This window comes from Streptomyces afghaniensis (assembly GCF_044327915.1).
Taxonomy (GTDB): Bacteria; Actinomycetota; Actinomycetes; order Streptomycetales; family Streptomycetaceae; genus Streptomyces; species Streptomyces afghaniensis.
The window spans coordinates 142,022-167,683 of sequence record NZ_JBIRGJ010000007.1; the positions used below are offsets into that span (position 1 = coordinate 142,022).

General features: G+C 70.7%; 25 protein-coding genes and 1 pseudogene. 6 read left to right on the forward strand and 20 right to left on the reverse strand.

Translation table 11 applies throughout. The features are described from left to right. The first annotated feature begins 21 nt into the window (after positions 1–21). Both ACH4G3_RS26440 and ACH4G3_RS26445 read left to right on the forward strand, forming a co-directional pair. A complete protein-coding gene (locus ACH4G3_RS26440; protein WP_306968023.1) occupies positions 22–243 on the forward strand; it encodes a hypothetical protein in 222 nt (73 codons plus the stop codon). Positions 244–329: 86 nt separating this feature from the next. Next, a complete protein-coding gene (locus ACH4G3_RS26445) occupies positions 330–1,541 on the forward strand; it encodes a TerD family protein (protein WP_397627238.1) in 1,212 nt (403 codons plus the stop codon). A gap of 103 nt (positions 1,542–1,644) precedes the next feature. Here the strand turns inward: ACH4G3_RS26445 and ACH4G3_RS26450 are convergent, their stop codons facing one another. Next, the gene (locus ACH4G3_RS26450; protein ID WP_397626848.1) at positions 1,645–2,220 is read right to left on the reverse strand and encodes a TetR/AcrR family transcriptional regulator; all 576 of its coding nucleotides are present in this window, start codon (positions 2,218–2,220) and stop codon (positions 1,645–1,647) included. A 330-nt stretch (positions 2,221–2,550) separates the two neighbouring features. On the opposite strand from ACH4G3_RS26450, the pseudogene ACH4G3_RS26455 reads away from it, so the two are divergent. Next, positions 2,551–3,668 (forward strand): annotated as a pseudogene (locus tag ACH4G3_RS26455) (RNA-guided endonuclease InsQ/TnpB family protein). 34 nt (positions 3,669–3,702) lie between these two features. On the opposite strand, the gene ACH4G3_RS26460 reads toward ACH4G3_RS26455, so the two are convergent. From ACH4G3_RS26460 to ACH4G3_RS26505, 10 genes are all read right to left on the reverse strand, one after another. Continuing rightward, positions 3,703–4,575: a carbohydrate ABC transporter permease gene (locus ACH4G3_RS26460; protein WP_397626849.1), complete on the reverse strand. Its 873-nt coding sequence runs from the start codon at positions 4,573–4,575 to the stop codon at positions 3,703–3,705. Further along, positions 4,565–5,584, reverse strand: coding sequence for a carbohydrate ABC transporter permease (locus ACH4G3_RS26465; RefSeq protein WP_397626850.1), 1,020 nt, complete (start codon positions 5,582–5,584; stop codon positions 4,565–4,567). Before ACH4G3_RS26465 ends, ACH4G3_RS26460 begins: the two co-directional genes overlap by 11 nt. Position 5,585: 1 nt before the next feature. Beyond that, on the reverse strand, positions 5,586–6,878 hold the full coding sequence (locus ACH4G3_RS26470) for an ABC transporter substrate-binding protein (RefSeq protein WP_397626851.1): 1,293 nt from the start codon (positions 6,876–6,878) through the stop codon (positions 5,586–5,588). Between the two features lie 228 nt (positions 6,879–7,106). Beyond that, positions 7,107–8,144: a LacI family DNA-binding transcriptional regulator gene (locus tag ACH4G3_RS26475; RefSeq protein ID WP_397626852.1), complete on the reverse strand. Its 1,038-nt coding sequence runs from the start codon at positions 8,142–8,144 to the stop codon at positions 7,107–7,109. A gap of 57 nt (positions 8,145–8,201) precedes the next feature. Beyond that, positions 8,202–8,606 (reverse strand): VOC family protein, encoded by a 405-nt coding sequence (locus ACH4G3_RS26480; protein WP_020274036.1) that lies wholly within the window; start codon positions 8,604–8,606, stop codon positions 8,202–8,204. Positions 8,607–8,705: 99 nt separating this feature from the next. Further along, positions 8,706–9,746, reverse strand: coding sequence for a 1-aminocyclopropane-1-carboxylate deaminase (locus ACH4G3_RS26485; protein ID WP_397626853.1), 1,041 nt, complete (start codon positions 9,744–9,746; stop codon positions 8,706–8,708). Positions 9,747–9,783: 37 nt separating this feature from the next. Next, positions 9,784–10,425 carry a GntR family transcriptional regulator gene (locus tag ACH4G3_RS26490; protein ID WP_397626854.1) on the reverse strand — a complete coding sequence of 214 codons (642 nt, stop codon included), beginning with the start codon at positions 10,423–10,425 and terminating at the stop codon, positions 9,784–9,786. Between the two features lie 90 nt (positions 10,426–10,515). Continuing rightward, the gene (locus ACH4G3_RS26495; RefSeq protein ID WP_397626855.1) at positions 10,516–12,102 is read right to left on the reverse strand and encodes a TROVE domain-containing protein; all 1,587 of its coding nucleotides are present in this window, start codon (positions 12,100–12,102) and stop codon (positions 10,516–10,518) included. 338 nt (positions 12,103–12,440) lie between these two features. Continuing rightward, positions 12,441–13,886 (reverse strand): alkaline phosphatase PhoX, encoded by a 1,446-nt coding sequence (locus tag ACH4G3_RS26500; protein ID WP_397626856.1) that lies wholly within the window; start codon positions 13,884–13,886, stop codon positions 12,441–12,443. Positions 13,887–14,042: 156 nt separating this feature from the next. Beyond that, positions 14,043–15,461, reverse strand: coding sequence for a hypothetical protein (locus ACH4G3_RS26505; RefSeq protein ID WP_397626857.1), 1,419 nt, complete (start codon positions 15,459–15,461; stop codon positions 14,043–14,045). A 305-nt stretch (positions 15,462–15,766) separates the two neighbouring features. Here ACH4G3_RS26505 and ACH4G3_RS26510 point away from each other — a divergent pair, with 305 nt between their 5' ends. After that, positions 15,767–17,596 (forward strand): endonuclease/exonuclease/phosphatase family protein, encoded by a 1,830-nt coding sequence (locus ACH4G3_RS26510; RefSeq protein WP_397626858.1) that lies wholly within the window; start codon positions 15,767–15,769, stop codon positions 17,594–17,596. A gap of 58 nt (positions 17,597–17,654) precedes the next feature. On the opposite strand, the gene ACH4G3_RS26515 is transcribed toward ACH4G3_RS26510, so the two are convergent. From ACH4G3_RS26515 to ACH4G3_RS26525, 3 genes are all read right to left on the reverse strand, one after another. After that, complete coding sequence (locus ACH4G3_RS26515; protein ID WP_397626859.1) at positions 17,655–18,341, reverse strand: antibiotic biosynthesis monooxygenase; 687 nt, start codon at positions 18,339–18,341, stop codon at positions 17,655–17,657. 305 nt (positions 18,342–18,646) lie between these two features. Next, on the reverse strand, positions 18,647–19,051 hold the full coding sequence (locus ACH4G3_RS26520; protein ID WP_397626860.1) for a DUF3618 domain-containing protein: 405 nt from the start codon (positions 19,049–19,051) through the stop codon (positions 18,647–18,649). Beyond that, positions 19,048–19,467 (reverse strand): phage holin family protein, encoded by a 420-nt coding sequence (locus ACH4G3_RS26525; protein ID WP_397626861.1) that lies wholly within the window; start codon positions 19,465–19,467, stop codon positions 19,048–19,050. Before ACH4G3_RS26525 ends, ACH4G3_RS26520 begins: the two co-directional genes overlap by 4 nt. A 175-nt stretch (positions 19,468–19,642) precedes the next feature. On the opposite strand from ACH4G3_RS26525, the gene dapA reads away from it, so the two are divergent. Continuing rightward, positions 19,643–20,527 (forward strand): 4-hydroxy-tetrahydrodipicolinate synthase, encoded by an 885-nt coding sequence (gene dapA, locus ACH4G3_RS26530; RefSeq protein ID WP_397626862.1) that lies wholly within the window; start codon positions 19,643–19,645, stop codon positions 20,525–20,527. Here dapA and ACH4G3_RS26535 read toward each other — a convergent pair whose 3' ends face one another. The 3 genes from ACH4G3_RS26535 to ACH4G3_RS26545 form a co-directional block, all read right to left on the reverse strand. After that, a complete protein-coding gene (locus ACH4G3_RS26535; RefSeq protein WP_397626863.1) occupies positions 20,528–21,739 on the reverse strand; it encodes a WD40 repeat domain-containing protein in 1,212 nt (403 codons plus the stop codon). Continuing rightward, positions 21,736–22,293 carry a SigE family RNA polymerase sigma factor gene (locus ACH4G3_RS26540; protein WP_397626864.1) on the reverse strand — a complete coding sequence of 186 codons (558 nt, stop codon included), beginning with the start codon at positions 22,291–22,293 and terminating at the stop codon, positions 21,736–21,738. Before ACH4G3_RS26540 ends, ACH4G3_RS26535 begins: the two co-directional genes overlap by 4 nt. 163 nt (positions 22,294–22,456) lie before the next feature. Beyond that, complete coding sequence (locus tag ACH4G3_RS26545; protein WP_059419779.1) at positions 22,457–22,687, reverse strand: hypothetical protein; 231 nt, start codon at positions 22,685–22,687, stop codon at positions 22,457–22,459. Between the two features lie 270 nt (positions 22,688–22,957). Here ACH4G3_RS26545 and ACH4G3_RS26550 point away from each other — a divergent pair, with 270 nt between their 5' ends. Continuing rightward, the gene (locus tag ACH4G3_RS26550; RefSeq protein ID WP_397626865.1) at positions 22,958–23,437 is read left to right on the forward strand and encodes a hypothetical protein; all 480 of its coding nucleotides are present in this window, start codon (positions 22,958–22,960) and stop codon (positions 23,435–23,437) included. 142 nt (positions 23,438–23,579) lie between these two features. On the opposite strand, the gene dapD is transcribed toward ACH4G3_RS26550, so the two are convergent. The 3 genes from dapD to ACH4G3_RS26565 form a co-directional block, all read right to left on the reverse strand. Beyond that, a complete protein-coding gene (gene dapD / locus ACH4G3_RS26555) occupies positions 23,580–24,569 on the reverse strand; it encodes a 2,3,4,5-tetrahydropyridine-2,6-dicarboxylate N-succinyltransferase (RefSeq protein ID WP_354739212.1) in 990 nt (329 codons plus the stop codon). Between the two features lie 119 nt (positions 24,570–24,688). Then, a complete protein-coding gene (locus ACH4G3_RS26560) occupies positions 24,689–25,237 on the reverse strand; it encodes a TetR/AcrR family transcriptional regulator (protein ID WP_397626866.1) in 549 nt (182 codons plus the stop codon). Then, positions 25,237–25,557: a DMT family transporter gene (locus ACH4G3_RS26565; RefSeq protein WP_307174482.1), complete on the reverse strand. Its 321-nt coding sequence runs from the start codon at positions 25,555–25,557 to the stop codon at positions 25,237–25,239. The genes ACH4G3_RS26560 and ACH4G3_RS26565 overlap by 1 nt, the downstream gene beginning before the upstream one ends. Positions 25,558–25,662 lie beyond the last annotated feature (105 nt).

The window sequence follows — 25,662 nt, forward strand, 5'->3', positions numbered from 1 at the left end:
GCCCCCTCGTACGCTCACGGCATGCCAAGACCCCACGGATTCGCTTACGAGCAGCACGCGGGCGGAACCGTCCGCATCACCCACCACGGCCGCCCCGCCACCACGCTGAACGGCCCCCGGGCCGCACAGTTCCTGGCCGAGGTGGAGACCTCCGACCCGCAGCTCGTCATGGCCCGCTGGACCGGCAACTACAAGCGGGGCAACGAACGCACCGCCCGGGACCACCCCCGCAATCGCCGCTGAGACCCCCGCGATCGCCCGGTGACCCGATTGGCGGCAAGGTAAGGGAACGGCAAAACCACCTCGCTCGTTCACGGGTCATGACAGCTATGACCCCCGGCTCGAACATCCCCCTGTCCGCCGCCCGCGTGACGGTGGACGTCGCCGCCCCGGTGCGGCTCGACGTATCGGGCCTGCTGCTCACCGCCGACGGCAAGGTGCGCTCCGACGACGACTTCATTTTCTACAACCAGCCTTCGGGCCCGGGCGTGACGTACCGCTCGGGCGGCGGCGCCACGCCCGACGCGATCGTGGTCGACACGACGGCCGTGCCCCCCGGCATCGAGAAGATCGTCGTCACGGCGAGCCCGGACGCCGCGGGCCAGACCTTCCGGGGCATCGAACCGACGGCCACGATCCGCAACGCGGACGACAGCTCCGTCCTGGCCTCGTTCACGCCCCCGCAGCTCGGTGACGAGACAGCCCTGGTGATCGTGGAGATCTACCTGCGCAACGGCCAGTGGAAGGCCCGGGCCGTCGGCCAGGGATACGCCAACGGCCTCGCGGGCATCGCCACGGACTTCGGTGTCACGGTGGAGGAACCGGCCGCGGCAGCCCCGGCCCAGCCGGTGACCCCGCCGCCGGCCCCGGCGCAGCCGCCGGTGGCTCCGCCGGCCCCGCCCGTCACCACGCCCGCGGCGCCCGCGGCTCCGGCCACGCCTCCGCCGCCCGCACCCGGCGCCGGGAAGATCAACCTCGACAAGGGCCGCGTCAGCCTCCAGAAGAACCAGACCGTCTCCCTGGTCAAGGGCGGCCGCCCGCTGCTCGCCTCGGTCAAGATGGGCCTCGGCTGGGAGCCGGCCTACCGCGGCAAGGACATCGACCTGGACGCCTCGGTCATCGCCTACGGGCCGCAGCGCAACCACATCGACAGCTGCTACTTCGGCAAGCTCCAGATCGTCGGCGGCGCGATCCGGCACTCCGGCGACAACCTCACGGGCGAGGGCGGTGGCGACGACGAGGTCATCACGGTCGACCTGGGTCGCCTCCCGCAGGAGGTCACCGGCCTGGTCTTCACGGTCAACTCCTTCTCCGGCCAGAAGTTCACGGAGGTCGCCAAGGCCTACTGCCGCCTCCTGGACGGCACCACCGGCGAGGAACTGGTCCGCTTCGACCTCACCAGCGCCGAGCCGCAGACCGGCGTGATGATGGCCAAGCTGATCCGCCAGTTCTCCGGCGAGTGGGAGATGACGGCGATCGGCGACTTCGTGAAGTCCCGCACGGTCAGGGGAATGGTGAAGCCGGCGGCCCAGTCTCTGTAACGGCCCCGCGCGACGAAGCGACGCCCCCGGCCCGGGCCCGTCCCACGAGCCGGACCGCCGGGGGCACGCGACACCGTCCTGCCACGCCGGCGTGGCCCGTCGCTCACCCGCCCCGCGGCCGCAGGCCCTCCGTCAGCAGCGCCAGATACCGCCGGATGTGCCCGCCCTCCCCGTCGGCCAGCTCCGCCGCCGTCGACACACCGTGCGCCAGTCGCAGGAGGTCGATCGGGTCGACGTCCCGCCGGAGCGTGCCCTCTTCCTGTGCCGCCCGGACCAGGCGCCCCGCCGCGCTCTTCACCGAGTCGCCGCAGGTCGTGGCCGCGGCCGGGCCGCTCTGCGTGACGGCCGGGCCCAGCAGGGCCCTGAGGCCGCGCATCCGGAGCATCCCGGCGCCGAGTTCGTACAGCCACTCCACCAGCGCCTCACCCGGCGGCAGTTCCGCCGCGAGCTCGTCGGCCCGGGCCGCGATCGCCTCGACACGGTCGAGGTACGCGGCTTCCAGCAGCGCGTGCCGGGTCGGGAAATGCCGGTACAGCGTGCCGGAGCCGACCCCGGCACGCTTGGCGATGTCGTCGAGCGACGCGCCCTCCCCGTGCTCGGCGAAAGCCTCCACGGCCACGCTCAGCAACCGCTCATAGTTGCGCCGAGCATCCGCCCGCATGGGCCTGACCTGCGCCATGCAGCCACTCCTCACGAACCGGGGACCCTCTCCGCACCTTACCGAGACGAAGCCCGAGGAGCCCGGCCCCTCATCTGTTTCTCGCAAGGGTGCCCCGACGTTCACGCCGGGGAGGAGTCGCATGCGGGTGTTGCGACGCGGAACGTCGCCGCATCCTGTGCAGGGCGCGGAGTGCCCGTGTCGCTGACCGGTGTTTCCGTGGTGATGCGAACGCGCGTGCCTGCTGTCGCTGGTCGGGGTGGTGACTGCGGGATCCAGAATGTGTGTGCGGAGATCGTGCGTATGGTCTTTTGCAAGGTTCGGGATGCCTTGTCGTTACGGAGGGGAGGGATGGCGCACGTGGGCGCGGCCTCGGAGGCGGCCGGGCATGCCCGCTTTACCTTCCGGCTGCGTGTGTCCTCCGCCGCCCGCAGGGCGCTGGTGGCGGAGTGGGACCGTTGTTGACCGAGGCCCGGAGGACGATTCCGTGGCTACGGGAGGGCTCCTCGGTTGTCCAGCAGCAGAGCATCCGCGACTTCGGCCGTTCCCGCGCCAAGGCCCTCAAGGACATGAAGGAACGCCTGCCCAGGTCACGCCGGGCGGGGATGCCCACGCACAAGAAAAAGCGCGAGACACTGCCGACCCTGAACTACACCCGGCGTGGGTTCTGCCTGCGGGGCGGCCGGTTGCACTTGGCTGGGGGCGTCGTCGTGGGAGTGGTGTGGTCGCGGGAACTGCCCGCTGAGCCGTCCTCGGTGCGCGTGTACCAGGACAGCCTCGGGCACTGGTACTGCTCCTTCGTCGTATCCGCCGAGGTACAGCCCCTGTCGCCGACCGGCCGGGTGCTCGGTGTCGACTGGGGCGTGAGGGAGACTGCGACGACCACATCCGACGCGCACGACCTGCCACACACCGGGCACGGCAGGAAGGCCCAGAAGAAGCTGACCCGCTATGACCGCATGATGGCCCGTCGCAGGCCGAAGAAGGGGCAGCCCGGGTCAAAGGGATACCGCGAGGCGAAGAAGCTGCGGGCGAAGGCGTACAAGAAGGTCGCACGGCAGCGCCAGGACACCGGCCGCAAGTGGGCCAAGAAAGTGGTCCGCGACCACGACGCCGTAGCAGTTGAGGACTTCCGTCCCAAGTTCCTCTCCAAGACCATCATGGCCCGCAAGGCGGCGGACGCCGCCATCGGCGCCACCAAGACCGCTCTGATCTCGATGGGCCGCAAACATGGGCGGGACATCCGCCTGGTCCACCCGGCGCACACCACGATGGACTGCGCGCAGTGCATGACGAGAGCCAAGCATGCCCTGCCGCTGGGTGAGCGCACCTACACCTGCACCACATGCGGAGCCGTGTCCCCAAGGGACAAGAACTCCGCACGCGTGATGCTCGTCCGGGCTGGTCTCAACCCGGCTGGTGCTGATGGCGCAAGACCTCCTGGAGCGCTGCTCCAGGAGGCAGCCTGAGCCAGGAATCCCCTTCCTTCAGGAAGGGGAGGATTCAAATCTTCATCGCCCCCGCCGCCAGGTCCCGCAGGAAGTGCCGCGCCCCGATCAGGAACACGACGATCAGCGGGACGACGCTCATCAGCGCCCCGGCCATCACCAGCGAATAGTCGGTGTTGTAGAGGACGTTGAGATTCGCCAGGGCGACCTGGAGGGTGACCTTGTCGGGGTCGATCATGACGACCAGGGGCCAGATGTAGTCGTTCCACAGGCCGATGAACGTGAAGATGCCGAGGAAGGCGAGGGCCGGCCGGAACAGTGGCAGGACGACCGCCCAGTAGAGGCGGAAGAAACCGGCGCCGTCGATCCGCCCGGCGTCCAGCAGCTCGTCCGGCAGCGAGTTCTGCGCGTACTGGCGCATCCAGAAGATGCCGAAGGCGTTCGCCGCGCCGGGAATGATCAGCGCCTTCAGGGAGCCCGCCCAGCCGAACTCGGCCATGGTCACGAACTGCGGCACCAGGGAGAGCTGCGCAGGGATCATGTACGTCACCAGCAGCATGCCGAAGAGGAACTTCTTCGCCGGGAACTCGTACTTGGCGAAGGCGAACGCGGCCAGCGAGTCGAAGAACAGCACCAGCACGGTCCCGAGCACGGCGACGACGACGGTGTTGAACAGCGAGCCGAAGAAGTCGACGGTGTCGAGCACCCGCCCCATGTTGTCCAGCAGATGCGGCCCCGGCACCAGCTTCGGCGGGTAGCGGTAGATGTCCTGTGTGGTGCCGGAGGCCAGCACCACCAGCCAGTAGAAGGGGAACAGCGAGACCAGCACACCGAGCAGCAGCACCGCACGGACGCAGATGCGGCTGAGCCTGCTGCCGGAGCCGATGGCCAGGCCCGCGCTCCCGGTCGACCTCTGTTCAGCGGCCACGGCGAGCCCCCTTGCGGCGCAGCAGACCGGCGATGCCCGGCCGGCGGTCGTCGTCCGAGCCGGCGACCAGACGCCAGTTGATGACGGTGAAGACCGCGATGATCGCGAAGAGGACCCAGCCCATGGCGGCGCCGTAGCCGAACTGGTGCTCCTTGAAGGCCTTCTGCCACAGATAGAGCACGATGGTCATCCCTTCCTGTCCCGGCCCGCCCGTGGTTCCGACGTCGGTCGACTGGAAGAGCACCTGTGACTCGGTGAAGATCTGCAGGCCGTTGATGGTGGAGGTGACGGCGGCGAAGAGCACCACCGGGCGCAGCTGCGGCAGTACGACCCGGAAGAGGGTCTGCCTGCTGTTCGCGCCGTCGACGCGGGCGGCCTCGAAGTGCTCGGTGGGGATGGCCTGGAGGCCCGCGAGGAAGATCAGCGCGTTGTAGCCGACCCACCGCCAGATGATCATGATGGAGACGGACGACTTGATGCCCCACTCCGAGGACAGCCAGCCGACCCCGTCCAGCCCGATCGCCCGCAGCGCCGAGTTGGCGAGGCCCGCCTGGGCGAAGACCGAGCCGAAGACGACGGTCATGGCGACCATCGAGGTGACGTTGGGGACGAAGTACGCCACCCGGTAGGCACCGGCGAAGCGGACCTGAGAGTGCAGCAGGAACGCCAGCACCAGGGCCAGGAACAGCATCGGCACCGTGGACAGGAACCAGATCTCGAAGGTGTTGAGCACCGCGTGCCAGAACACCGAGTCCTGGAGCAGCCAGCCGTACTGCTTGAGCCCGACGTAGCGCATGTCGCCGATGCCGTCCCAGTCCTGGAAGGACAGGTAGACGGAGAAGAGGATCGGGAAGGCGCCGAAGACGGCGAACAGCACGTAGAACGGGGAGATGGCGAGCAGCGGCGGGAGGTGCCGCCGGCGTCCGCCCGGGGTGGTGGGTTTCGTACGGCCGGCGGGCGGCTTCTCGTTCGCCGCCGGTGCTCCGGCCGGTTCGAGCACGGTCGCCATGTCAGCTCACCCCCACCCGGGACAGCGTGGTCTCGGCGGTGTGCACGGCGTCCCGCCAGGCCCGGTCGGGGTTCTTGCCGAGCATTTCCACGTTGGTCAGCTCCTGGAAGAACGGGGTGTTGGCGGATTCCTCGTAGGGGCTGAAGTAGACGACCGGGGCCTTCTCGGCGGCCGGGCCGAAGACGTCGATGGGCTGCTGACCGCCGAAGAAAGGGTCGGGCCTGTGCATCGCCGGGTCGGTGTACGCGGCCGGAGTGGTGGGGAACAGGGCCATCTCCTGGTAGCTCTTCAGCTGGTTCGCCGGGCTGAGCAGCCACTTCAGGAAGGCGAAGCCCGCCTCGGGGTCCCGGCAGTAGCGGGTCAGCGTCATGTACGAGCCGCCGTAGTTGGCGGGGCCGTCCGGCATGGTGGTGAGCCGCCAGGAGCCGGCGGTCTTCGGGGCGGTGTCCTTCAGGCCGTTGATGGCCCACACCGCCGTGGTCATCGTGGCGATCCGGCCTCCGCTCATGGCCGCGTTGAAGTCGGGGGTGCCGTCCGTGATCTTGGCGCTGAGTCCCTGGCGGAGGATGTCCACGGACAGGTCCCAGGCACGCCGGATGTGCTCCTGGTCGCCGATGAAGCGGTTGTCGGCGTCCACGAACTGCCGGGAGCTCTGCAGCAGGACCTGCTGGAAGACGTTGCCGATGTTGCTGACCAGGTAGGGCTTGCCCGGCCCCTTCGCCCGCAGGGTCCGCCCGGCGGCGATGAACCTCTCCCAGGTGGGGAGCTCCTCGGCGACGTCCGCCGGTTCGTGGGCCAGTCCGGCTTCCCGGAAGAGGTCCCTGCGGTAGTAGAGCGCGGTGGGGCCGGCGTCCAGCGGAAAGCCGATCATCCTGCCCGTCGGGGTGAAGCAGGCCTTCCACTTCCAGTCGAGGTACTGGTCGCGGACGGACTGGGCGCCGAGCTCCCGCAGGTCGAGGAACTCGTTCTCGTCGGGGAAGAAGGTGGCGAGGTTGTCGCTGTTCACGACCGTCACGTCCGGCACGTAGGCGCGCGCGGCGAGGCTGGTGCGCACCTTCGAGTCGATGTCGCCGTCGGGGATCTGCGAGCCCCGCACCTTCAGCCCCGGCACCCCGGGGACGCCCCGCCTGGCGGTGGCGAGCAGTTTGTCGCTCAGCGAGCCCTTCCAGTACCAGAGGCTCAGGTGGTCGGTGCCGGCGGAGGCCGATCCCTGCGCGGACCCGCATCCGGTCAGTCCGAGCAGGCCCGCGCCCGCACCGCCCAGGGAGGCCCCCAGAAAGCGTCTGCGGGACATCGTTCGGTGTTCCATGGCGCGCACTCGCATCTCACGGGGATGGGGGGGAGGCTTCCCCTCGTGAGGGAAGTGAAGACAACGATGTCGGCGGGTGCGTGGTGGTCGGGCCGACAGTCTCGCGGTGTGGGGGTTCTGGGGCTCGTGAACGTTCACGTGAACGTTGCCGTCGAGTATCGGCACGCCCGAAAACCGGTGTCAAGGGAGCTGCACGGACCAAGGCCGGACGGGTCAGGCGGAGGCGCGGATCACCAGCTCGGGCACCACCCAGGCGTCCGCGCCCCGCAGCGGCTCCTCACCCGCGCGCAGCCGGGCCACCTGCTCCACGGCCAGCCGTCCCAGCCGCCGCTTGTCGATGTGCAGGGTGGTCAGGGCGGGGTCCACCAGCTCGCCCAGGGAGAGACCGTCGAAGCCGAGCACCGCCAGGTCGTCCGGGACACTCCGGCCCCGGCGGCGGGCGGCGCGCATCGCCCCGACGGCGATCAGGTCGTTGAAGCCGAAGACCGCGGTGATCTCGGGCCGCGCGGCCAGGAGCCGTTCCATGCCGGCCTCGCCGCCTGCCACGCTGTGCTCGGGACACACCGTGACCCAGTCCTCGTCGGCCGGCAGTCCGAGCCGCCGCGCCTGCTCCAGGAAGGCCAGCCTGCGGGGGCCGGGGCCGTGCACGCCGTCCAGCATGCCGATCCTGCGGTGCCCCGCGCGGAACAGGTGGTTCATGCCCTGCTCGACTCCGGTGGCGGCGTCGATGCCGACGGCCGCGAACCGGGTCTGCTGCGGGCCGCGCTCCAGGAGCACCAGCGGCACGCCCCCGAGGTGCCGGGTGAGGACATCGTCCGGGTCCTTGAAGTAGCCCACGACCGCGTCCGCCTGGTGGGAGAGCACGTCGAGCGCCTGCCGCTCCCTGGCCTCGTCGATGCGGGAGTCCCACACGACCACCTGCCAGCCGCGCTGCTCGGCCGCCTCCAGCACTCCGGCGGCCACCTCGGGGAAGAAGGGGTTGCGCAGGTCCGGGATGACCAGGCCCGCCGTCACCGCCCCCTTCTGGACGAGTCCGCGCGCGAAACGGCTGGGCCGGTAGTCCAGGAGCCGGGCCGCCTCCAGGACCCGTTCCTTGGTGGCCGGGTCGATCTCACCCTTGTCGTTGACCGCCCGGGAGACCGTCTGCCGTGACACCCCCGCCAGTCGTGCGACGTCGTGGATCGTGGCCCGGCGCCGGGCACTGCCGGGCCGCTCGGCACCCGGCTCGGCGCCCTGATTGTCGGTCCACACGCTGAGCACCTTATCCGGCGGGGGAGGCCGTCCGGCAGGGGCGACCGAGCGGGCGCCTCAGCCGTCGAGCTCCGTGAACAGCGTCAGCTGGAGGGCGCCCGGGGCTTCGAGCCGGGAGTTCAGCGAGTTCCAGGGGGTGCGCGTGGGCTCGGCGACCACCTCGGCTCCGGCGGCGGCCAGCTTCGCCGTGACGGCGACGGAGTCGTCCACCTGGAAGGCGACCCGGACATGTCCGGCGACCCGCCGCCCCACCTCGACCTCGTCGATGAAGGCGGCGTGGTTCGGGTCGGTCAGCTCCAGGGTGGCCCGCCCGGCGTCGAGGATCGTGACCCGCCCGTCCTCCGACGCGAACGCGCCCTGCTCGGTCAGGCCGAGCACGTCCCGGTAGAAGTGCAGCGCGGCGTCGTAGTCGTCCGCGGTGACGACCAGGCGGAGTTCTCGCACGGCTGGTTCGTCGGGCATGGGGGGCTCCTTCGGGGTCTCGGGTAACCGCAGACAACCCGGGGGACGGACGGTTGATTCCCGGGCCCGGCCGGGGGAAGGAGCCCCCACCGTCAGGAGTCAGAACAGCGCGCTGTACGCGTTCAGCGCGGGCTGTCCGCCCAGGTGGGCGTAGAGCACCGTGGAGTCGCGGCCGATCTCGCCCCGCGAGACCAGGTCGATCATCCCGGCCATGGACTTCCCCTCGTACACGGGGTCGGTGACCATCCCCTCCGTCCGGGCCGCGAGCCGCATCGCCGCCAGGGTGGACTCGTCGGGGATGCCGTACGTGCCCGCGTGGTACCGCTCGTCGAGTTCGACGTCGGCTTCGGTCAACTCACGCTTGACGCCGATGAGTTGCCCGGTCCGGTGCGCGATCCGGGCGACCTGGGTGCGGGTCGCGGCCGGCTTCGCCGAGGCGTCGACGCCGAGCACGCGCCGGGGCCGCCCGCCCGCCTCCTCCAGCGCAGCGAACCCGGCGACCATGCCGGCCTGGGTGGAGCCGGTCACCGAGCACACGACCACGGTGTCGAAGAAGACGCCCAGCTCACGCTCCTGCTCGGCGACCTCGTACGCCCATCCGGCGAAACCGAGGCCGCCGAGCGGATGGTCGGAAGCCCCGGCCGGGATGGCGTACGGCTTGCCGCCCGCATCCTCGACCTCCCTGAGCGCCTGCTCCCAACTCTCCTTGAACCCGATCCCGAACCCGGCCTTCACCAGCCGTACGTCGGCCCCGGCGAGGCGGCTGAGCAGGATGTTGCCGACCTTGTCGTACACGGCGTCCGGCCACTCCACCCAACTCTCCTGCACGACGACGCAACTGAGCCCGGCCCGGGCGGCGACCGCCGCGACCTGGCGGGTGTGGTTGGACTGCACCCCGCCGATCGACACGAGGGTGTCGCAGCCCTGGGCGAGCGCGTCGGCGACCAGGTACTCCAGCTTGCGGGTCTTGTTGCCGCCGTAGGCGACACCGGAGTTGCAGTCCTCGCGCTTGGCCCACAGGGCGGCACCGCCGAGGTGCGCGGTCAGCCGCTCCAGGGGGTGGACGGGCGAGGGCCCGAAGAGCAGGGGGTAACGCTCGTACGAGGCAAGGGACGGGGAAGGGGACGGGGAAAGGGACATGGGTCCTCCCGGGGTCGGGACGGGATGGGGATCGGTCTCAGTCGGCGAGCTCTTCGAGCCCTCGCCAGATCTCCGCCGTGACGCGGACCGCCTCGGCCACGTCACCGGCCGCGCAGGCCTCGATCAGCCGCTCGTGCAGTCCGGCCGAACGGCAGCTGCCGCCCTCGCCGAAGCGCTGTCGCTCCAGGCGGCGGATGAGCGGGGTGTAGCGGGCGACGGTCGCGGCCGCCGCTCTGTTGCCGCTCACCCGGACGAGGACGTCGTGCAGCCCGTCGTCCGCACGCAGGGCCCCGTCCACGTCTCCGGTGCCGACGGCGGCGGCGAACCGCTGGTTGGCGGCGCGCATCGCCTCGATGTCCGCGGCACCCAGCCGGGGCACGGCGACCCGCGTCACCAGCTCGTGCATGGCGCCGACCACGGCGGCGGCGTCCCGGACGTCGGAGGCCACGAGCGGGGTCACCCGGGTGTAGCTCTGCGGCTTGCTCTCCAGCAGCCCCTCGTCCACGAGCCGGGAGAACGCCACCCGCACCGGCGCCCGGGACAGCCCCAGCCGCTCCGCGAGCTCGGCGTCCCGCACCACCGCGCCGGGTTCGATCTCCCCGGCCACGATGGCGTCCCGGATCGCCTCGTACGCCCGGTCCCTGAGCAGGGTCCGGGGCACGGGCCGGATGGCCTCCATAACTGAAATGTTAGATGTCAGCCTCAATGAGAACAAGGGCCCGGACACGATCGTGGCCCGCACTCCCCTCGCGGTGCGGGCCACGGTCCCTCAGGCCGCCCAGGGCCAGTCGGCGTCCCGGGAGGCCTCGATCAGCGGAACCATCCGGAAGGCCGCGTCCGTGAGGCCTCCGAAGGTGTGCCGATTCCCCGTTCCCGACGGGCCGTGGCCCGCCCGGTATCCGGCGAGGTTCCAGGTGTAGACCGGCACGTCGGCCGGGACCTGCTCGGTCGGGTCACCGCGGTGGTGGTGCGTGTACTGCTCGTCGGTGACGATCAGCACCCGGTCGTGCTTCCGGTAGTGCCGGCGCACCGCCTCGGTGGTGTCGGTGCCGCCCAGGTCGCCGAAGCGGCCGAGGATCTTGAGCACCGACTCGCCCCCGCGGAACCTAACGCGGTCGCTCGTCGATCCGAACTCGACCAGGTCGGCGCGCTCCGCCCGCAGCGCGAGCGCCGTGCCGAAGATCGCGGCGGCGTCGGCACGGGTGAGCTCGGAGCGGTCGGACAGCCGCGACCAGAACATCGAGCCCGAGCGGTCCACGAGCACCAGCGTCCGGCCGGGCAGCGCGGGCACATTGGCCAGCGAGTGGCCGAGCGCCCGCTCCAGCGCGTACGACCAGCGCAGCGACGGCGCGTGCTGGTAGGCGGCGAGGTACCGGAAGGGGAACTGCCGCGAGCGCGCGACCTCCGCCGGGTCGCTGATCCGCGCGGCGACCCGCTCGGCCACCTCGTCGGACACCCCGGCCTCGTCGAAGTTCCGCAGGTTGCGCACGAGCGCCATGACGCCCATGGACGGGATCACGGCCTCCCAGGCCGCCTTGTCCATCGGCCCCTGGAGCCAGCCCGCCAGCGTCTCCCACGTCATCCCGGCCTCGGCCAGCCGCTCGGCACCGCCCTCGGCGGTCACGACCGCGCGCCGCTGAGCCACCGGCAGCGCCATCAACTCGCGGTGGGCGGTCAAGACGCGGTCCGACGCGGGCGGCACCGCGGTGTCGGGGTGGTGCCGCCGGTCGAGGGCGTACCGGAACAGCTCGCCCTGCCAGGGCTTGTCCGGGTCCGGCGCGGCGTGCACGAGGTTGAGGATGTCGCCGAAGCGGTAGCCCTTGGAGGCGGTGTCGTACTTCAGCAGCGCCTTGCCGTGGTAGAGCCGGCGCACGGCGTCGGCGATGCCGCGCTTGACCGGCTTGGGCACGTTGCGGCCGTACGTCGCCGTCCAGTACGCGAGCAGTTCGCCGGGCTCGTCGGGCCGCTGGAGCACGGAGGCGACGACCTGCCGTCCCGTCGGGCCGTCGCCGGTCACGCCCGCGTCCAGGCGGGCCTTGACGTACTCGGCGGCGCCGACGACGGAGGCCGTCCGCAGGTTGCCCTCGCCGCGCAGCCAGCCGAGCAGGCCGGCCGTCCACGCCGGGTCGGTGACGGCGAGTTCACGCACGAGCTTCGCGAAGCGGTCGTCTCGGTCTGCGCCGGTCTCGTAGAAGGTCTGCTGCGACACGAAGTTCGACACCGCGAGCAGGAAGAGCTCCGAGCGGGCGTCGCGCTCCCGGCCCCGGCCGCCCTCGTAGGTGCGCAGCACTCGCCCGGTGGACGTCACACGGGAGACGGGACGCGCCCGCGCCGCCTTGCTGTTGAATCGCGCCATGATGAATTCCCCCGAATTCTTTACCGGTTTCCGAGGGAAGCGCGCATGAGAAAGGTGGGTGCCCGAGAACAGAAGTCGGCGACGGACTCATCCGGATGCTCTGCCGATTGAGCTACAGCGACCCGAAGTCGCTGACGGGACTCGAACCCGCAACATTCCGATCAAAGGAAGTAACCGTTGCCTGCGCACCGGGCACCCACCACATGCTGCGCCTCCCGAGATCAAGTCGGCGGCGGCGTCGGATTCTTTGGAAGAGAAGTAGCCGCTGCCATCGCACCGGGAGGTGCGTGACGTTGTGATCTCACTGTAGGAGGCGCAGCGCGGGCCCTGCGAGCGAATTAATTACGCTTCTGCCGCTTCCAGGGGCCGGTGATGGCGAGCAGAATGCCCGGGGTCTGGATGTTGGCGTAAAGGGTCTTGCCGTCGGGCGAGAAGGTGACGCCGGCGAACTCGCTGTATTCCGGCTCCTCTTCGGTGCCGACGTTCAGGTCGTTGCGGGCGATCGGGTACGTGCGGCCGCTCTCGGTGGCGCCGAAGAGGTGCGAGACGCCCTCGCCGTCCTCGGCCAGGACGATGCCGCCGTACGGGGAGACGGTGATGTTGTCGGGGCCGTCGAACGCGCCGTCCTTCGACGGGTCGGGGTTCACACCGAGCAGGACCTTCAACGTCAGCGTCCGGCGCCTGGGGTCGTAGAACCAGACCTGGCCGTCGTGCCGGCCGGGGCTCTCCTCGCGGGCGTACGAGGAGACGATGTAGGCGCCCCCGTCGCCCCACCACATGCCCTCCAGCTTGCGGGCGCGGGTGACCTCGTCGGCGGCGAACTGCTTGCGGACCGGCGTGGTGCGGGCGTCGCGGTCGGGTACGTCCACCCAGTCGACGCCGTAGACGGTGCCGATCTTCGTGGCGCGGGACAGGTCGTCGACGAACTTCCCGCCCGAGTCGAAGCACTTGGGCGCCTGGAGGACACCGGCGTCGTCGGCGAGCTCGCGGAACTTCCCGGGGCCGTACTCGAAGCCCTTGGGCGGGGTCCAGCGGAAGAAGAGGCCGTTGGGGCCGGCGGCGTCCTCGGTGAGGTAGGCGTGGCCGCGCCTGGGGTCGATGACGACGGCCTCGTGGTCGTAACGGCCGAAGAACTTCAGCGGCTTGGGGCTGCGGTTGGCGCGCCGGTCGCTCGGGTCGACCTCGAAGACGTAGCCGTGGTCCTTGGTCATGCCGTTGACGCCGGCCTTGTCGGAGTTCTCCTCACAGGTGAGCCAGGTGCCCCACGGCGTGCTGCCACCGGCGCAGTTGGTGGAGGTTCCCGCGATGCCGACCCACTCCGCGACCCGTCCGTCGGGGCGTACCTCGACGACCGTGCAGCCGCCGGCGGCGGCCGGGTCGTAGACGAGGCCCTCGGTGAGCGGAACAGGGTACTTCCAGTTGGCGCGCGGGCCCTTCAGCTCGTGGTTGTTGACGAGCAGGGTGGTTCCGCGGGGGCCGTCGAAGGTGGCGGTGCCGTCGTGGTTGGACGGCGTGAACTCACCGGACTCCAGCTTGGTCTTTCCGCTGTAGGTGATGATGCGGTACGTGAAACCCGCGGGCAGGGCGAGGATCCCCTTGGGATCCGGGACGAGCGGCCCGTAGCCGACCCCGTGCCGGGCGTCCGCCGCGCCCTCCGCACTGTCGGTGTCGTAGGACGCGAGGGCGTTCGGCGCGGTGGCGAGGGCGCCGACGCTGCCCGCCAGCGCGACACCGGCACCGGTGATCGCGGAGGTTCTGGCGAAGTCCCTGCGGGTGAGCGACATGGGTGTCTCCTGTGACGGTGGATATGCCGTGGAGGGTGGCGGACCTCGTTCGGCGAAACCGTCCCGCTCATATATGAACGAGGGTTGAACAACGCCCAACAGGGGCGCGGGGAACTGCGCAACCAGCCACAACGGACCCGCACCCGCGAGCCGGGCTCAGCCCCCCTGCTGCGACCGCGCCTTGAACGCAGCCTTCCGCGCCTCCTTCGCAACCCTCTTGTCGGGATGCAACCGCCCCATCGCCTCCAGCACATCAGCGGTAGCGGGATGATCAACCCGCCACACAGCCTCGAAAAACCCACCGTGCTGCCGTGCGAGCCCTTCGACCAACGCCCGCAACTCCTCGGAATTGCCCTCCGCCGCGAGCTGCGCCGCCACCGTGTCGATGGTCAGCCAGTACACCATCGCCTCCGACGGCGCGGGCACGTCCGCCGCACCGTGCTCGGTCAGCCACACCCGGGCGAGCCCGCCCAGCTCGGCGTCGTCGAGCACCTCCCGCAACGCCGGCTCGGCCGAAGCACCCACCAGCGACAAGGCCTGCTGGCACCGCAGTCGCCGCAACGGCGCCCCGGCATCCGCGCCCCGCGCCGCCGCCAGCAGCTCGCGTGCCGCGGCGAGCGCTTCCCGGTGCTGAAGCCACTGTTCGGTCTCCGCCTGCGCAGCACCGGGCGGGAACGCCGCCGTGCCGTCGAGCAGCGCGTCGGCTCCCTTGTCCGCGAGGTCCCCGACGGCCGGCGCCTCGAACCCGGCCTCGAGCAGCCGGGCCCGCAGGCCGTAGAGCCCGAGCGGGGTGAGCCGGACCATGCCGTACCGGGAGACGTCGGTGTCGTCGACGGGCGCCGCGGGCTCCTCGTCGGCATCGGCCATGAGCGCCTCGTCCACGGGCCGGTACGCCACGAGCCCCACCGGCTCCAGCATCCGGAACTGGCCGTCCAGCCGCATCATCGCGTCGGACACCTGCTCCAGGACGTCGTTGGTCGGCTCGCTCATGTCGCTGGGCACGATCACCGACGCGGCCAGCGCGGGCAGCGGCACGGGAGCCCCGGCGGGCGTGTCCTCGCCGACGGTCAGCAGGTAGAGGTTGCCGAGCACACCGTCGAGGAACTCGGCCTCGGCCTCCGGGTCCCAGTCGAGGGCGGAGAGGTCGACCTCGCCGTCCTCGGCCACGAGTCCGTCCAGGTCGGGCACGCTCGCGTCGGCGAGCACCGTCTCCAGGGCGGCGAGCCACACCGCGAGCACGTCCTGCGGCGAACCGCCGGTGAGCAACGCGAGGTCCTCGCCCGCCGTGACGGTGCCCTCCTCCTCGTCGACGATCTCGACGAGCCCGGTGTCCACGGCCACCCGCCACGCCTCACTGGCGTCGGCGGCGGCGTCGTCCCCGCTCAGTCCGAGCACCTCGGCGGCTGCGGGCAACTGCTCGTCGACGAGCCCTCCCCCGGCGTCGACCCGGGTCTCCGGCCCGGCCCAGCGGGCCAGCCGGGCGGCCCGGGACAGCAACGGCGTGGACAGCGCGTCGCGCGCCAGCTCCGCTTCGGAAGTCAGCCGCACCGGCGGCAGGGGGGAGCTGTCTGACATCGGGGGTTTCTCCTAGGGCGCCTCATACGACTCAGCCGCTCAGCCTAGACGGATTTACACCCATGCCGCCTACTTCATGTCCCCGTCAGGTGCTGTACATGGCCGAAACCTTGACAAGTGACCTGAGCAGGCTGGAGATTGACGCGCGTAGAAGTCGGCGGACACTTGTTTACCGGGCCGGCCCCACCAGTCCCGCCGTCCACCGTCCTCTACGCGCGTCACACCGCCCGCCCCACAGGTAGCGGCAGACAGTCCACGCACCACCCTCGTCCCGGCGCCCTGTCACGTCCCCGGAGGGATTCCCGTTGCCGAGCAAGTCGTCCGCGCGCCTCGCCGCGCTCACCGTCGCCGCCGTGTGCTCCGCGGCATCCACGATCGTCCTCACCACCCCTGCCCACGCGGACTCGGTCCGCATCCACGACATCCAGGGCAGCACCCGGATATCCCCGTACGCGGGCAAGCAGGTCACGGATGTGACCGGAATCGTCACCGGCATCCGGACCTACGGCTCGTCCCGCGGGTTCTGGATCCAGGACCCGAACCCGGACGCCGACCCGGCGACCAGTGAAGGCGTCTTCGTCTTCACCAGCTCGACGCCGAAGGGGGTCGCCGTCGGCGACTCCGTCACCGTCAGCGGCACCGTCTCGGAGTACGTCCCCGGCGGCACCGCCTCCGGCAACCAGTCCCTGACGGAGATCACCAAGCCGACCACCACGGTCGTCTCCAGCGGCAACCAGCTCCCGGCCGCCACGACGATCGACGCCAGGTCGGTCCCCGCCGCCTACGCACCGGCCGGCGACACCACGGCGAACGGCTCGGTCAACGCCCTCCCCCTCAAGCCCTCGAAGTACGCCCTGGACCACTACGAGGCGCTGGAGGGCATGACCGTCCGCGTCAGCGACACCCGTGTCGTGGGCGCCACCGACCCGTACACCGAACTCTGGGTGACGGTGAAGCCGCACGAGAACCCCAACCGCCACGGCGGCACGGTCTACGGCTCCTACGACGCCCAGAACACCGGCCGGCTCCAGATCCAGTCCCTCGGCTCGACGGCGGACTTCCCGAAGGCGAACGTCGGCGACACGCTCACCGGCACGACGGCGGGCCCGCTGGACTACAACCAGTTCGGCGGCTACACCCTGGTCGCGAGCGAACTCGGCAGCCTCAAGTCCGCTGGCCTGGAGCGCGAGACGACGCGCAAGCAGCGCTCCTCGGAACTCGCGGTCGCCACCTACAACGTCGAGAACCTCGACCCGACCGACGACACCTTCGCCGAGCACGCCTCCGCGATCGTGAACAACCTGAAGTCGCCGGACATCGTGTCCCTGGAGGAGATCCAGGACAACAACGGCGCGAAGAACGACGGTACGGTCGCCGCCGACCAGACCATGGGCAAGCTGATCGACGCGATCGTCGCGGCCGGCGGCCCGAGGTACGACTGGCGCTCGATCGACCCGGCCGACAACACGGACGGCGGCGAGCCCGGCGGCAACATCCGCCAGGCCTTCCTCTTCAACCCGGAGCGGGTCTCCTTCACGGACCGCGCGGGCGGCGACGCCACGACGGCGACCGGCGTGACGAAGATCCACGGCAAGGCGCACCTGACCCTCAGCCCCGGCCGCATCGCGCCCGCCGACGAGGCCTGGAAGAACAGCCGCAAGCCGCTGGCCGGCGAGTTCGCCTTCCGCGGCCGCACGGTCTTCGTGATCGCCAACCACTTCAACTCCAAGGGCGGCGACCAGGGCCTGACCTCCCAGTACCAGCCGCCGGTCCGCAGCTCCGAGACCCAGCGCCACCGGCAGGCCACGCTGGTGAACGCCTTCGTCAAGGACATCCTCGACACCCAGAAGAACGCGGACGTCATCGCCCTGGGCGACATCAACGACTTCGAGTTCTCGCAGACCACCCGGCTCCTCGAAGGCCGCGGCGAACTCTGGTCGGCGATCAAGTCGCTGCCCAGGAGCGAGCGTTACTCGTACGTCTACCAGGGCAACAGCCAGGTCCTCGACCAGATCCTGATCAGTCCTTCGGTCCGCCGCGACTGCGACTTCGCGTACGACAGCGTGCACGTCAACGCGGAGTTCAACGACCAGATCAGCGACCACGACCCGCAGGTCCTGCGCTTCCGCCCGTAATCACGGCCCCAGGGGCCGGCTGCACCATGGGTCCAGCCGGCCCCACGGCACACCCCTCTCACCCGGGCACGAGCCCCAAGGCATGCCGGCACCGGCTCCCGCTCACCGCGCCCACCCCCGGGTACGTCCGCACCCGCTCCCACGTGCCGGTCCCGGGCGCCGCCAAGGCCTCGTCATAGGCCTGATCGCTCTCCCACTCGGCGTAGTTCAGCACGTGCCCGCCATCGGTACTCAGATGGAAATGGGCGGAGATCAGCCCGGCATGGCCCACCGGATCGTCACCCAGGGCCTTGAGCACGAGATCGACCCACTCCTCGCGCCGCTCCCCGCCTCCTTCCTCGAAGTCGATCCGCACGGTGACGATCACTCCCGGCACCCGCACGTCCGCGATGCTCCGCTCCAGGCTGCGATACCGCCGGTACCGCCCGAGCCCCACCCGCTCGATCCCCGGCACGGCGGTGTCGATCTCGTCGACCCGCTCCTGCCGATGAGTCTTGACGAAGGCCTCGTATCCCTGCTCGCTACTCCACTGCGAGTGGTGCATCAGCGTGGAGCCGTCGTGCCCCGTGTAGACGTGGTAGCCCAGCAGATCACCGGCGGGCCAGGGCCGCCGCTCCCACGTCCGCCCGATCACCTCCACGGTCTGCTGCTGCCGCTCGGGTGTGCCGACTCGCCAGGTGCTGAAGAAGGGAGCACCGATCCGGGGGTCGGTGAGGTCGGGGTGCTGCTCGGTTTGAAGGCTCATTGAGCACTCCAGTCGTATGCGCCGGTTGCTGCACCCTCACCTTTCAACCTCGACCAAGCTTGAGGTCAAGCGAGGGTTACACCGACGCAGCGGCCGGCCGGCAGCTACGGCGGCCGAGACGTACGCGCACCCGCCGACGGCGAGAAAGGGGACGTGTCGGGGGGTGTCCGCCCGCAGCGGTTGGCGCGTCAACGGACGGTCAGCCGGTACGCAACCCCATCGCGCCGTTCCGAGGACGGACACCCCCCGGCGCGGCCCCGACCCACCACCCGGCGTCAGGCGCAAACGGCGCACGCGGACACCGCTCAGCGATGCACGAGATGCCAGAGACGCCCGTGAGCAGCCTGCTGCCGACGCCGCAGCACCCCGACGGTCACCACCACAGCCCCCGCAGCCGCCCCGGCAACCAGCACCGGCTTGGGATGCTTCACCCCGGCCTGAACGACACCCCGCACCGGCCGAGGCCCCGCATGCGTCACATGGGTCGCCTTGTCGTGCACCGTATGCCCGGCCTGCGCGGCGCTGCTGCGCAACTGCACGGTCATCGCCCCGGCCTTGTCCCGCAGATCGGCCGCCCGCGCCCGCGCACGTCCCTTCACATCCGCCTTCCCCGCCAGCTCTTCCACCGTGTTCCCGAGTTCACCACGGGTCCGCTCGATCTGCTGCCGCAGCTCATCGGGCCCCTTGGCTCCACCCGTCGCTTCCGTCATCGATGTGCCCTTTCCTTGATCTCCTCCACGTCCGCCTTGACACTGCCCAGAGCCGCCTCAGGCGTGGGAGGCGTGGCCCGGCGCAACTGCGCCCGGCCGGCAGCACCCAGCACGGCCGCGATCACGAACAGCACTCCCGTCACGATGAGCGCCGCGGCCCAGACGGACAGCACCAGCGAGAGGGCGGCGACCCCCGTCCCGGCCAGCGCGAGCAGCCCGGCGTATGCGACGGCACCCGCCGCACCGAGCAGCCCACCGCCACGCCCCGCACGCCGCCCCTTCTCGGCCAGTTCTTCCTTGGCCAGAGCAACTTCCTGCCGCAGGAGCCGGGAGAGCTGCTCGGTGGCCTGTGAGACGAGTTCGCCCACTGAGCGGTGCTCGTCGTGCACGGCCCGATGATCGATGGTCCCGGTCACGGTGTTCCGCCTCCTCTCGAAGTAGGAACCCCCGAGTACCCGGCCCCTCCCCGGCTACCCCTGCAGACGGCCTGGCTGCGATCCCCGGAGTCGGCACGGCCGGAAAGCATCCCTTAGGAATACCAGGTAGCAGAATTAACTAGAGCTACACAGTCGCGCTGCCGACACTACTCACATGACGACCCCCTTCGGCCGCGCCCTGTGCGCCATGATCACCCCGTTCACGACGTCCGGCGCACTGGACCTCGACGGCGCCCAGCGCCTCGCCGCCCACCTGGTCGCACAGGGATGCGACGGCCTCGTCCTGTCCGGCACGACGGGCGAGTCACCCACCACCACGGACGCCGAGAAGTCGGCCCTGATCACAGCCGTCCGCGAGGCCGTGGCCGACCGGGCGTCGATCGTCGCGGGCGTCGGCACGCCCGACACCCGCCACACCGTCGACCTGGCCCGGGAGGCGGAAAAGGCGGGCGCGGACGGCCTGTTGGTGGTGGCGCCGTACTACAGCAGACCCCCGCAGGACGCGATCGAGGCGCACTTCCGCGAGATCGCCGACGCCAGTGAGCTCCCGCTCATGCTCTACGACATCCCGAACCGCACCGGCGTCCGAGTCGAAGCGGAGACGATCCTCCGCCTCTCCGCGCACCCCAGGATCGTGGCCGTCAAGGACTGCTCCTACGACTTCCTGGCCGCCCAGAAGGTGCTGGCCCGCACGGACCTGGCGTACTACGCGGGCTGTGACGAGCACAACCTCGCCCTGTACGCGGTGGGCGGGTCCGGCTACGTCAGCACGGTGTCGAACGTGATTCCGGCCCGGCTGCGAGCCGTCCTGGACGCGTTCGACTCGGGCGACACGACCCGGGCGGCCCGCCTCCAGCAGCAGGCCACCCCGCTCATCGAGGCGATCATGTCGGCAGGCCTCCCGGGCACGGTGACGACGAAGGCGCTCCTCACCGCCCTGGACCTCCCCGCGGGCCCGGTCCGCGCCCCGCTCCGGCCGGCCGGCCCCGCCACGACCGACGCCCTGCTGGCGCTCCACGCGGACCTCACCCGGACCTGATCACCGCTCCGCGAACACCGGCTCCCACCGCCCCTCGGTGTTGTCCTTGGGCGACCGGAAATCACTGAGCGGGGTCGTCTTCTCGCCGCCGATGGACACCAGCACCAGCCGCTGGTGGTACTCGTTCCCGTCCGGCCCGATGTCCCAGGCGACGAGCGAGTTCCCGTCCGCCCAGGCGAGCAACTGCTGCCCGCGTACCTCGCGCTGCTTCCCGGTGCGCGCGTCGAGCACGAAGGAGGACGTCTTCCACCTCTGTCCCGCGAACGGGCCGGCGACGAGCTGCCCGTCCGGGGACACGCCCGCTTCGACGGACCAGTCCCGGTACCGTTCCAGCGCGGGCGCGGGAACCTCCCTGCCGGTGAAGTCGTAGAACTCCTTGCCGGGTTCGGTGGGCATCCCCGACCAGACGAGACGGCCGTCGCGGGTGAACGCGAAGTCCTGGCGCGAGTTGATGAACACATCGGGGTTGTGCGCACCCCCGCCGATCTCCACCCCCGCCCAGGAACTGCTTCCGGAGGCCACGTCGATGACGTGGAACCCGGTCCGGTCCGACTCCATGAAGGGGGCGTCCCAGCCCTCTGACCCGTCGATCTTCACCCGGCGGTCGGGGTTCTCGCTGTACGTCGTCGCGACGAGCTTCCTGCCGTCGGTGGAGAACTCCACGCCCGCCACGGGCCGGTCGACCGGGATCCACCGCTTGACCTGACCGCTCGCCAGGTCGAGCAGCCCGATACGCGGCACGGGCAGGTCCCGTTCGAGAACGGCGGCGGTCGTCATCCCGGGGGCGACGGCGACGTACGACCACCGGTCGTCCTTCACATACTTGTTGGTCTTCGGGTTCAGCAGCCAGTACGTGCGCTTGGAAACGGCCCGGTCGGCGGACTGCTCGACGATCGATCTGGTGAAGTACGCGGCCAGGGCGACCCGGCCGGCGGCGATCAGATCGCGCGGCGGCGACTGGTCCGGACGGGCGGTGATGCCGGTCTGCTCCACGCCGCCCGAGGGACGCACGTCCTGCTTGCCCGAGTCCAGCATCGGCACGGCCACAGCGACGGCGACCACGGCGGCGGCCGCCGCGGCGGCGGAGGCGAGCCGGCGGCTGCGGCGGCGCCGGCGGACCGCGAGCACCCGGTCGGCGAAGCCGGGTGCCGCCGGCGGCTGCCCGTCGGCCTGGTCGCGCAGCGCGTCGCGCACGAGTTCGTCGACGTTCACTGACGCACCTCCACGGGCGAGTAGTCATGGGACGGCCGCTGTTCCGCGGCGGCCGGACCCAGGGCGGCCAGCTCGGGCGCGAGGGCGCGCAGCCGGGCCAGGGAGCGGTGGGTGGCGGACCGTACGGTGCCGACGGAGCAGCCCAGGATGCGGGCCACCTCGGCCTCGGGCAGGTCCTCGAAGTAGCGCAGCACGAGCACGGTGCGCTGCCGCGCGGTCAGCCGGGCCAGCGCGCCCCGCATCACCAGGCGCAGCTCGGCCGCGCCGGAGGCGTCCGGGGCGGCGGAGGTCTCCGGCGGTTCGGCGACGCTCAGTTCGCGCCTCGGCCACTTCAGCCGCCAGCGGCTGACCTGCTGGCGGTAGAGGATCTGCCGGACGTACGCCTCGGGTTCGTCGATCCGGTGCCAGCGGCCCGCCGCCTTGAGCAGCGCGTTCTGGAGCAGGTCCTCGCCGGTGTGCCGGTCGCCGCCGCTCAGCAGGACCGCGGTCTTCAGCAGCGCGGACGATCTGTTCGCCACGAATTCCCGGAAGCTCTCCTGCGCTTCGGCATCCATCGTCACCTTCGCTTTCCCCCGGGGCAGACCCGCTGTCCGCCCCCGTACCCCTTGTGACGCGCGCGGGAGCCTCCCGCTATGCCACCTGCCGGACACGAAAAACGGGCCGGGGCCCGTACCGCAAGTGTGTGCGGTACGGGCCCCGGCCCGTCGAACTGCCGGCTCAGTTCCAGGCGTACCCGTCACCGAACAGCAGCGTGTGCTCCAGCACGTCCTCCGCCGGGTCGTCGACCTGGCCGACGTTGACGTTGACCAGCCCGACCCGGTGGCCGTTGTGCGAGCCCGTGTTGGTCTCGTCGGCGTGCGCGGCCCCCGCCGGAAGCCAGCACACCACCAGCGCCGTGACCGCCCCGGCCAGACAGCGCGCCACGGCCCGCCCCCGCTCGTTCCTCATGCCCCGGTCCTCGTTTCGTAGCTTCGGCTTCTGATCGGACACGGCGTCCACCCGTTCATCTGCAAAAGCCACCACGAGGTCACGCCGGGTAACTCGTACGTGGCCGATGACAACCGGGCACCGACCTCGCTCGCCGCCGACAGGCACTCCTCGAGGTCTGATTTTCTCAGTCTCCCCTGTTGGGCAGTGCGCTGTCGTACACGATGTAAGCGTCACTGTCTGTGGGCCGCCTTCGAGCCACAGCTCCTTCCGTCCATCCGAGGAGAACAGTTGCTTCTCAGCGATGCCGATGGGCTCTTCGCTGCCTTGGCTGCTCTGAAACTCCCCCGCAGCGACTACGTGGTGTGCGGCTCTGCGGCCCTCTACGTACGTGGGTTACGCGCGCGCATGGGCGACCTTGATGTCCTCGCACGCGGCGAGGCCTGGCAGTGCGCCCTTCGTCTCGGCGCACCGGAGCCCACCGTCTCCGGGTACGGACTCAGAGTCGTCCACCCGACTGCCTCGATAGAGATCATGGACCGTTGGACCCCGGGTTGGTCAACGGACCGGCTCATCGATGATGCGGACGTCATCGATGGCGTCCCCTTCATGCGCTTGGGTGACATCCTGCGGTGGAAGATCGCCGCTGCCAGGCCCAAGGATCACGCCGACATCACGGCTATCCGTCACCTCTATCGCGTCTGGACGGGCGAAGTGGAGCCACTCTTCCCGCCCGCCTCTGACCCCTCGGACGCTCAGCGAGGCACGTGAGTCAATGCATGAGCGCCCTCCCGAGCCCGCCATGGGCTGTGGAAGGGCGCTCAACGATGACCGACGTCGACGGCTACCGACAGCTCAGCAGCAGGTCAGGACGTTGATCGACAAGGCGGCCGCAGGTCACGGCCGTCGATGGTCAGTTGTGGCTGTGCAGGATCTCGTTCAGTCCGCCCCACACCGCGTTGTTCGGCCGGGCCTCGACGGTGCCGGTGACCGAGTTGCGGCGGAAGAGGATGTTGGAGGCGCCGGACAGCTCGCGGGCCTTCACGATCTGGCCGTCGGGCATGGTGACGCGGGTGCCGGCGGTGACGTAGAGGCCGGCCTCGACGACGCACTCGTCGCCGAGGGCGATACCGACGCCCGCCTCGGCGCCGACCAGGCAGCGCTCGCCGATGGAGATGATGACGTTGCCGCCGCCGGACAGCGTGCCCATGGTCGAGGCGCCGCCGCCGATGTCCGAGCCGTCGCCGATCACGACGCCCGCGGAGATACGGCCCTCGACCATCGACGTGCCGAGCGTGCCGGCGTTGAAGTTGACGAAGCCCTCGTGCATGACGGTGGTGCCCTCGGCGAGGTGCGCACCGAGGCGGACCCGGTCGGCGTCGGCGATCCGGACGCCCTTGGGGGCCACGTAGTCGGTCATGCGCGGGAACTTGTCGACGGAGGTCACCTGGAGGTGCAGGCCCTCGGCGCGCGCGTTCAGCCGCACCTTCTCGAGGTCGTCGACGGCGACCGGGCCGAGCGAGGTCCAGGCGACGTTGGCGAGGAAGCCGAAGATGCCCTCCAGGCTCTGGCCGTGCGGCTTGACCAGGCGGTGGGAGAGCAGGTGCAGGCGCAGGTAGACGTCGTGCGCGTCGATCGGCTTCTCGTCGAGCGAGGCGATGACCGTGCGGACCGCGACCACCTCGACGCCCCGGCGGGCGTCCGGGCCGATCGCCGCGGTCGCACCGCCGCCGAGCAGCTCGGCGGCCTGCTCGGCGGAGAGCCGCTCGGTGCCGGACGGGCCGGGCTCGGCGGCCAGTTCGGGCGCGGGGAACCAGGTGTCGAGGACGGTGCCGTCGGCGGCGACCGTGGCGAGGCCGGCGGCCACGGCGCCGGTGGTACGAGGAGCAGTCGTGTCGGTCATGAGGGCAACCTAACCGGCGGACAGCGGTCGATGCGAACCGGTGCGGGGACGTCTCACGTGCCGGGCGGTACGTCTCGGTGCAGGTCGACGGCACCCAGCGACGTCCCCACCCACCGGCCTCACTCCCCCGCCCCCGCCACCACCCGCCCCAGCACCTCGCGGGCATACGCCTCGTCGTACGGCACCCCGGTCAGCAGCACCTGGAGACAGATGCCGTCGACGACCGCCACCAGCGCCCGCGCGGTCACCGGATCCGTACGCCGGGACAGCAGCTCGGCGACCCCCTCGGCCCACTCGGCGGCGACGGGCCGCAGGGCGGGCCGGCGCAGGGCGGCGAGGTAGAGCTCGTACTCCAGCTCGACGCCCGTGCGGTCGCCCGCGAGCCACTCCCCCATCCACGCGGCCAGCTCGGCGGCCAGATCGGTCCGGGGATCCTCCAGCGCGCCCCGCCCGGCGACGACCTTGGCGAAGCCTTCGTTGGCCTGCCGCAGGGCGGCGACCAGCAGTTCGTCGAGGGTCTTGAAGTGGTACGTCGTCGAGCCGAGCGGCACATCGGCCTCGGCGGCGGCGGTGCGGTGGCTCAGCCCGGCGATGCCCTTCGCCCCGACGACCCGGATCGCCGCGTCGATGATCCGCTGCCGCCGCTCGGGGTCGTGACGCCGGGGCATCAGTGGGCACCTCCCAGGTTCAGCACCACGACCCCGACGATGATCAGCGCGATCCCGGCGGCCTTGGCGACGGTCATGCCCTCTCCCAGGAAGACGAACCCGATCGTGGCGATGGCGGCGGTGCCGACGCCGGCCCAGATGGCGTAGGCCGTTCCGACGGAGACGGTCTTCAGTGTCTGCGCGAGCAGCGCGAAGGAGACGAGGTAGCCGAGGAGCGTCAGCAGCGAGGGTCCGAGCCTGCTGAAGCCCTCGCTGTACTTCATGGCGGTCGTCGCACCCACCTCGGCGGCGATGGCCCCGGCCAGCAGCAGATAACCCATATGTACGAGCGTACACAACATCTGTACACCCGTACGCAACGGGGACGCGACGAGGACGCATCGAGAGAAGAGATACCGCTTTCAACAAACGCCCCACAGGAATCC

Bases quoted from the DNA above. Each gene is read 5' to 3' on its own strand.
- ACH4G3_RS26500 (WP_397626856.1), bottom strand. From the start codon at position 13,886: ATGTCGCTCACCCGCAGGGACTTCGCCAGAACCTCCGCGATCACCGGT.
- ACH4G3_RS26515 (WP_397626859.1), bottom strand. From the start codon at position 18,341: ATGAGCCTTCAAACCGAGCAGCACCCCGACCTCACCGACCCCCGGATC.
- ACH4G3_RS26540 (WP_397626864.1), bottom strand. From the start codon at position 22,293: ATGGATGCCGAAGCGCAGGAGAGCTTCCGGGAATTCGTGGCGAACAGA.
- ACH4G3_RS26465 (WP_397626850.1), bottom strand. From the start codon at position 5,584: ATGGCGACCGTGCTCGAACCGGCCGGAGCACCGGCGGCGAACGAGAAG.
- ACH4G3_RS26565 (WP_307174482.1), bottom strand. From the start codon at position 25,557: ATGGGTTATCTGCTGCTGGCCGGGGCCATCGCCGCCGAGGTGGGTGCG.
- ACH4G3_RS26495 (WP_397626855.1), bottom strand. From the start codon at position 12,102: ATGGCGCGATTCAACAGCAAGGCGGCGCGGGCGCGTCCCGTCTCCCGT.
- ACH4G3_RS26520 (WP_397626860.1), bottom strand. From the start codon at position 19,051: ATGACGGAAGCGACGGGTGGAGCCAAGGGGCCCGATGAGCTGCGGCAG.
- ACH4G3_RS26450 (WP_397626848.1), bottom strand. From the start codon at position 2,220: ATGGCGCAGGTCAGGCCCATGCGGGCGGATGCTCGGCGCAACTATGAG.
- ACH4G3_RS26485 (WP_397626853.1), bottom strand. From the start codon at position 9,746: ATGTCCCTTTCCCCGTCCCCTTCCCCGTCCCTTGCCTCGTACGAGCGT.
- ACH4G3_RS26505 (WP_397626857.1), bottom strand. From the start codon at position 15,461: ATGTCAGACAGCTCCCCCCTGCCGCCGGTGCGGCTGACTTCCGAAGCG.
- ACH4G3_RS26445 (WP_397627238.1), top strand. From the start codon at position 330: ATGACCCCCGGCTCGAACATCCCCCTGTCCGCCGCCCGCGTGACGGTG.
- ACH4G3_RS26545 (WP_059419779.1), bottom strand. From the start codon at position 22,687: ATGAGGAACGAGCGGGGGCGGGCCGTGGCGCGCTGTCTGGCCGGGGCG.
- ACH4G3_RS26470 (WP_397626851.1), bottom strand. From the start codon at position 6,878: ATGTCCCGCAGACGCTTTCTGGGGGCCTCCCTGGGCGGTGCGGGCGCG.
- ACH4G3_RS26480 (WP_020274036.1), bottom strand. From the start codon at position 8,606: ATGCCCGACGAACCAGCCGTGCGAGAACTCCGCCTGGTCGTCACCGCG.
- ACH4G3_RS26490 (WP_397626854.1), bottom strand. From the start codon at position 10,425: ATGGAGGCCATCCGGCCCGTGCCCCGGACCCTGCTCAGGGACCGGGCG.
- dapD (WP_354739212.1), bottom strand. From the start codon at position 24,569: ATGACCGACACGACTGCTCCTCGTACCACCGGCGCCGTGGCCGCCGGC.
- dapA (WP_397626862.1), top strand. From the start codon at position 19,643: ATGACGACCCCCTTCGGCCGCGCCCTGTGCGCCATGATCACCCCGTTC.
- ACH4G3_RS26440 (WP_306968023.1), top strand. From the start codon at position 22: ATGCCAAGACCCCACGGATTCGCTTACGAGCAGCACGCGGGCGGAACC.
- ACH4G3_RS26560 (WP_397626866.1), bottom strand. From the start codon at position 25,237: ATGCCCCGGCGTCACGACCCCGAGCGGCGGCAGCGGATCATCGACGCG.